The organism is Bradyrhizobium sp. 23 (assembly GCF_023073295.1).
Taxonomy (GTDB): Bacteria; Pseudomonadota; Alphaproteobacteria; order Rhizobiales; family Xanthobacteraceae; genus Bradyrhizobium; species Bradyrhizobium canariense_D.
The window spans coordinates 74,665-80,486 of record NZ_JADPJF010000064.1; the positions used below are offsets into that span (position 1 = coordinate 74,665).

Here is a 5,822-nt window from a genome sequence, read left to right on the forward strand (position 1 = left end):
AGCGCGCGGTCAGCCAGCTGCTCGATGACGCAATCGTCCGAGAGATTCGCGCGCAGATGCGCCTCGTCCTCGGCCTTGCAGGCGGCGTTGACGACCAGGAAGAGGTGATCGCCGAAATTGGCGACCATCAGATCATCCAGAATCCCGCCCTCGGCATTGGTGAACTGGGCGTAGCGCTGCCGGCCAGGCGCGATCGCCAAAATATCCTGCGGCACCAGCCGTTCCAGCGCGCGGGCGGCGTCCTCGACCTTGCCGGATTTCGGCCGGAGTGCGATCTGGCCCATGTGGGAGACGTCGAACAGGCCGGCTGCGTTGCGGGTATGAAGGTGCTCCTTCAGGACTCCGGCCGGATATTGCACCGGCATGTCATAGCCGGCGAACGGCACCATCTTGCCGCCGAGCGAGACATGCAGGTCGTAAAGCGGGGTGCGTTTCAGGGAGTCTTTGTCGTCACGCGCAAGCATCGGGGGGCCCTCGGCGGTTCCCCGGGAACGATTTCCCGTGGACACCAGTCGAAGCCCCATCTGTCGCTGTGCCTGAGAGTATTATCCCGTCGGCGGACGCTGTCCGAACCTACCCTTTAAAAGGTCTTGGCCCGTCGGCGCCTCTTTCCAGATGCTGTCAAAGCCACGCGGTCCTTTTGCCTGAGAGTTTCCGGGGCGGTTGCTCCTTCGGCGCCGGCTACCAGTGCCGGTCTCTCCCGACGTGGCCGTACGATACAGATAGGTAAAGACCACAGGCCGGCCAAGCCTGTCAACGCGGCATCGGCGGCTTTCCAACGGATTACGCGACTGCGGCAACGCCTTGATCTGGTTGCACAGTTTCTGGACAGCGAAGCTGGCCTTGTCTAAAAGCGCATTGGCCCGCAGATATCAGCCCAAACTTGCGGTTTGGATGGCTGGAAGGCGGGTGCAAGCACACCCGATTGGATGAAAATGAGCGGCGTCAACGAGATCAGGTCGACCTTTCTGAATTTCTTTGCCGAGAACGGCCACGAGATCGTGTCGTCCTCGCCATTGGTGCCGCGCAACGATCCGACGTTGATGTTCACCAATGCCGGCATGGTGCAGTTCAAGAACGTCTTCACCGGCGTCGAGAAGCGGCCCTATCAGCGCGCCACCACCTCGCAGAAATGCGTGCGCGCCGGCGGCAAGCACAATGACCTCGACAATGTCGGCTACACCGCGCGCCATCTCACCTTCTTCGAGATGCTCGGCAACTTCTCCTTCGGCGACTATTTCAAGGAGCGCGCGATCGAGCTGGCCTGGACGCTCATCACGAAGGAATTCGGGCTCAAGAAAGACAAGCTGCTCGTCACGGTCTACCACACCGACGACGAGGCGGCTGGACTGTGGGAGAAGATCGCGGGCTTCTCCGACGACCGCATCATCCGCATCCCGACCTCGGACAATTTCTGGGCGATGGGCGACACCGGCCCGTGCGGGCCGTGCTCGGAGATCTTCATCGATCGCGGCGAGCACATCTGGGGCGGGCCTCCGGGCTCGCCTGAGGAGGATGGCGATCGCTTCCTCGAATTCTGGAATCTCGTCTTCATGCAGTACGAGCAGGTGACGAAGGAGGAGCGCGTGGCGCTGCCGCGTCCCTCGATCGACACCGGCATGGGGCTGGAGCGCATGGCCTGCATCATGCAGGGCGTCGATAGCGTGTTCGAGACCGACCTGTTCCGTCATTTGATCGACGCGACGGCGTCGGCGCTCGGAAGCGGACCGGACGAGAAGACCGTGGCCTCGTTCCGCGTCATCGCCGACCATCTGCGTTCGTCGGCCTTCCTCGTCGCCGACGGCGTGCTGCCCTCGAACGAGGGCCGCGGCTACGTGCTGCGCCGGATCATGCGCCGCGCGATGCGCCATGCGCAGCTGCTCGGTGCGCAAGAGCCGCTGATGCATCGCCTGGTCTGGGCGCTGGTGCGCGAGATGGGCCAAGCCTATCCGGATCTGATGCGCGCGGAAAATTTGATCGAGGAAACGCTGCGGCTGGAAGAAACCCGCTTCCGCAAGACGCTGACGCGCGGCCTCGCCATTCTCGACGAGAAGAGCGCGTCCTTGAAGAAGGGCGACATGTTCGACGGCGACGTCGCCTTCACGCTGTACGACACTTACGGCTTCCCGCTCGATTTGACGCAGGACGCGCTGAAGTCGCGCGGCATCAGCGTCGACCAGGCCTCCTTCACCGATGCGATGGAGCGTCAGAAGGCCAAGGCGCGCGAATCCTGGAAGGGGTCTGGCGAGGCGGCTTCCGAATCGATCTGGTTCCCGCTGCGTGAGAAGCTGGGCGCAACCGAATTCCTGGGCTACGAGACCGAGAGCGCTGAAGGCGTGGTCACTGCGCTGGTCAAGGACAGCAAGGAAGCCACGAGCCTCAAGGCCGGCGAGCTAGGGGCGATCGTGCTGAACCAGACGCCTTTCTACGCGGAGTCCGGCGGCCAGGTCGGTGACACCGGCGTATTGACCGGCGAGGGCGGCATCAAGTTCCGCGTCACCGACACTCAGAAGAAGCTCGGTGATTTCTTCGTTCACGTCGGCACATTGGAGAGCGGCGAGCTGAAGCTCGGCACCGCGCTGCAGCTCGAAGTGGATCACGGCAGGCGCTTTTCGATCCGCGCGCATCATTCGGCGACCCATCTCATCCACGAGGCGCTGCGCCAGGTGCTCGGCGACCACATCGCCCAGCGCGGCTCGATGGTCGCGCCGGATCGTTTACGTTTTGACTTCGTGCATCCGAAGCCGATCACGGCGGAAGAGCTCGCGCGCGTCGAGGACATCGCCAACGAGGTGGTGCTGGAGAATGACGAAGTCTCGACCCGCGTCATGGGCGTGGACGAGGCCCGTGAGGCCGGCGCACGCGCCCTGTTCGGCGAGAAATATGGCGACGAGGTTCGCGTCGTCTCGATGGGCCGGACCGCGCGCGAGCGCGGCGCCAACGCTCTCGGCTGGTCGGTCGAACTTTGCGGCGGCACGCATGTCAGGCGGACCGGCGACATCGGGCTGATCACGCTGACGGGCGAGAGCGCGGTCGCCTCCGGCGTGCGCCGCATCGAGGCTTTAACCGGCAACTACGCGCGAAAACACGCCAACGACACCATGGCGCTAGCGAAGACCGCGGCCCACGAGCTGCGCACCTCGATCGACGACGTCCCGGCGCGCATTGCCGCTCTGATGGAGGAGCGCAAGAAGCTCGAGCGCGAACTCTCCGACGCCCGCAAGAAGCTGGCGATGGGCGGCGGTGCAGCTTCGAGCAACGGCGCGGCCTCAGGTGTGCGCGAAGTCGGCGACGTCAAGCTGATGGCGCGCGCGGTCGAGGGCATCGAGATGAAGGATCTCAAGAGCCTTGCCGACGACGGCAAGAAGCAGATCGGCTCCGGCGTCGTCGCTATCGTCGGCGTCACCGAGGATGGCAAGGCCGGCGTCGTGGTCGGCGTCACCGCGGACCTCACTTCGCGTTTCAATGCGGTCAATCTGGTGAAGGTCGCCTCCGAAGCGCTCGGCGGCAAGGGCGGCGGCGGGCGGCCCGACATGGCGCAGGCCGGCGGCCCTGATGGCGAAAATGCTGCCGCGGCGCTCACGGCGATCGAAAAAGCCATGGCTGAACAAAAATCGGCCGGCGCGTAGGCAGGTGCGCCCCGTTCCGCGAGGAATTGGGCTTCGCGATCCCAATCTGAGGGATCGCCTCTACGAATTGCTGGAGCATGATCCGCTGGCCTACTCGGTCGGGTCGCGCTTCATCCAGCTGATCATCGGCGTCATCGTGCTCGATGTCGCCGCGATGATCCTTGCCTCGGTGCCGGAGCTGGACGCGCAATTCGGCGCGCTGTTTTCGGCGATCACCATCCTGTCCGTGATCGTGTTCGCGCTGGAATATGCGGCGCGGCTGTGGACCGTGGCGGGCCATACCCAGCGCGCAGCGTCCGCGCTGTCCGACCGGCTCAGCTATGTCTTCTCCGCACTCGGCATCATCGATCTGCTCGCGTTCCTGCCGGCTGCGATCGTGCTGGCCACGGGCCGGCATGCGACGCTGGCAGCGCTCGGCGTGCTGCCGTTCTTCAAGCTGGTGCGCTACTCGCCGGCGATGCGGTCGCTGCTCGCGGCCGTGCACGCGGTGCGGCGGGCGCTGATCGGCTGCATCGTCATCCTGATCGGCGCGGTGCTGACGTTTGCCTCGCTGCTCTATGCCATCGAGCGCGACGTGCAGCCGGACAAGCTCGGAACCATTCCGCAGGCGATGTGGTGGGCGATCGTGACGCTTGGCACCGTCGGTTACGGCGACGTCGTGCCGGTGACGGCGCTCGGAAAGTTCATCTCCGTCTTCACCATCATCAGCGGCTTTGCCATGATCGCGCTGCCGGTCGCGATCATCTCGACGGCCTTTGCGGAAGAGGTGAAGCGGCGCGACTTCGTGGTCACCTGGGGCATGCTGGCGCGGGTGCCGCTGTTCTCGCATCTCAGCGCATCCGAGATCGCCGACATCATGCGGCTGCTGCGGGCGCGCACGATCGAGCAGGGCGAGATCCTGGTGCGGCGGGGCGATGCGGCTTCGTCGATGTATTTCATCACCGCCGGCGAGGTCGAGATCGCGCTGCCGAACCAGCAGGTGCGGCTCGCGGATGGCACATTCTTCGGCGAGATCGCGCTGCTGCATAAGACAAAACGCAGCGGCACGGTGACGGCGACACGCAAGAGCCGGCTGCTGGTGCTCGACGCCCAGGACTTTCACGCCTTGATCGAACGCATGCCGACGCTCGCCGCGCACGTCCACAAGACGGCAAAGGCGCGGCTGGAGGGCAGCGGCGACCTTGCAGTGGCGGAGCTGGCGCAGGTGGAGCGCGACGGCACCGACCGCTGAGGGCTCAGCCCTTCTTCAGGAAGACGTAGTCGGCCGAATAGGGCGCGCTCTTGAAGTCGCCGGCCTTGTCGCACGCGCCGTCGAGCTTGCCGCCATGGGTGTTGATGCGCTGAACCGTGGTAACGGGCGTGAGGACGCCGCTGCCGCGGTGGGCGGTCACTTCCAGCTTCAGCCAGGGAATGTCGGCGGCAGTGGTACCCGGCGCATTGCCGGCGGCCTTGGCGGCCACGGCGCTGCCGTCGGCATGCTCCCAGTTCGGTCCGGCATAGTGCCGGCCGATCGTCTTGCCCTCGGCGAGCAGGGTGGCGATCGGTTCACAAAAAGCCCAGGCGAGCTTGCCGTCGGTGCCGGCCTTGCATTCATAGACCTGCGCGCCCTCGGCGTGGACGCTGAGCACGATGCTCTCGCCGGGCGCGGCGATGGCGTCGGGAAGCGGGTCGGCGGCCACAGCCGGTCCAGCGAGCAGCAACAGGCAGGGGACGGCAAGCTTGATCGACATGGTCGCATCTCCGCGCAAAGGTCCAAATAAGCGAACGGGCCGCGTTTGCGACGCGGCCCGTGATGATGTCCGGCCCAGTCGGGCGAAATTGCGGACGGCTTACGCCGCCAGCGCCTTGCCGAGGTTCTCGGCGACCTTGTCGAGGAAGCCGGTTGTCGAGAGCCAGCGCTGGTCGGCGCCGACCAGGAGCGCGAGGTCCTTGGTCATGTAGCCTTCCTCGACAGTGTCGACGCAGACCTTCTCCAGGGTGTTGGCGAACTTGGCGAGCTCGGCATTGTTGTCGAGCTTGGCGCGGTGCGACAGGCCACGGGTCCAGGCGAAGATCGATGCGATCGAGTTGGTCGAGGTCTCCTTGCCCTTCTGATGCTCGCGGTAGTGGCGGGTCACCGTGCCGTGGGCGGCTTCGGCTTCTACCGTCTTGCCGTCGGGGGTGAGGAGAACCGAGGTCATCAGGCCGAGCGAG

General features: G+C 65.2%; 4 protein-coding genes, 1 pseudogene and 1 riboswitch. Of the genes and pseudogenes, 2 read left to right on the forward strand and 3 right to left on the reverse strand.

The features are described from left to right. Positions 1–464: pseudogene (gene gcvT, locus IVB32_RS15380) on the reverse strand (glycine cleavage system aminomethyltransferase GcvT); the annotation flags it as partial. A gap of 159 nt (positions 465–623) precedes the next feature. Beyond that, a riboswitch (glycine riboswitch) is annotated at positions 624–713 on the reverse strand. A 222-nt stretch (positions 714–935) separates the two neighbouring features. On the opposite strand from gcvT, the gene alaS reads away from it, so the two are divergent. Together alaS and IVB32_RS15390 are read left to right on the forward strand one after the other, a co-directional pair. Then, positions 936–3,629, forward strand: a complete 2,694-nt coding sequence (alaS, locus tag IVB32_RS15385; RefSeq protein ID WP_247297250.1) for an alanine--tRNA ligase — start codon at positions 936–938, stop codon at positions 3,627–3,629. A gap of 4 nt (positions 3,630–3,633) precedes the next feature. After that, the gene (locus tag IVB32_RS15390; RefSeq protein WP_247368163.1) at positions 3,634–4,860 is read left to right on the forward strand and encodes a cyclic nucleotide-gated ion channel; all 1,227 of its coding nucleotides are present in this window, start codon (positions 3,634–3,636) and stop codon (positions 4,858–4,860) included. 4 nt (positions 4,861–4,864) lie between these two features. Here the strand turns inward: IVB32_RS15390 and IVB32_RS15395 are convergent, their stop codons facing one another. Both IVB32_RS15395 and IVB32_RS15400 read right to left on the reverse strand, forming a co-directional pair. Then, the gene (locus IVB32_RS15395) at positions 4,865–5,359 is read right to left on the reverse strand and encodes a DUF3455 domain-containing protein (RefSeq protein ID WP_247368161.1); all 495 of its coding nucleotides are present in this window, start codon (positions 5,357–5,359) and stop codon (positions 4,865–4,867) included. Positions 5,360–5,458: 99 nt separating this feature from the next. After that, positions 5,459–5,822 (reverse strand): isocitrate/isopropylmalate family dehydrogenase (locus tag IVB32_RS15400; protein ID WP_247410685.1); only part of this gene is annotated, 364 nt, incomplete at its 5' end.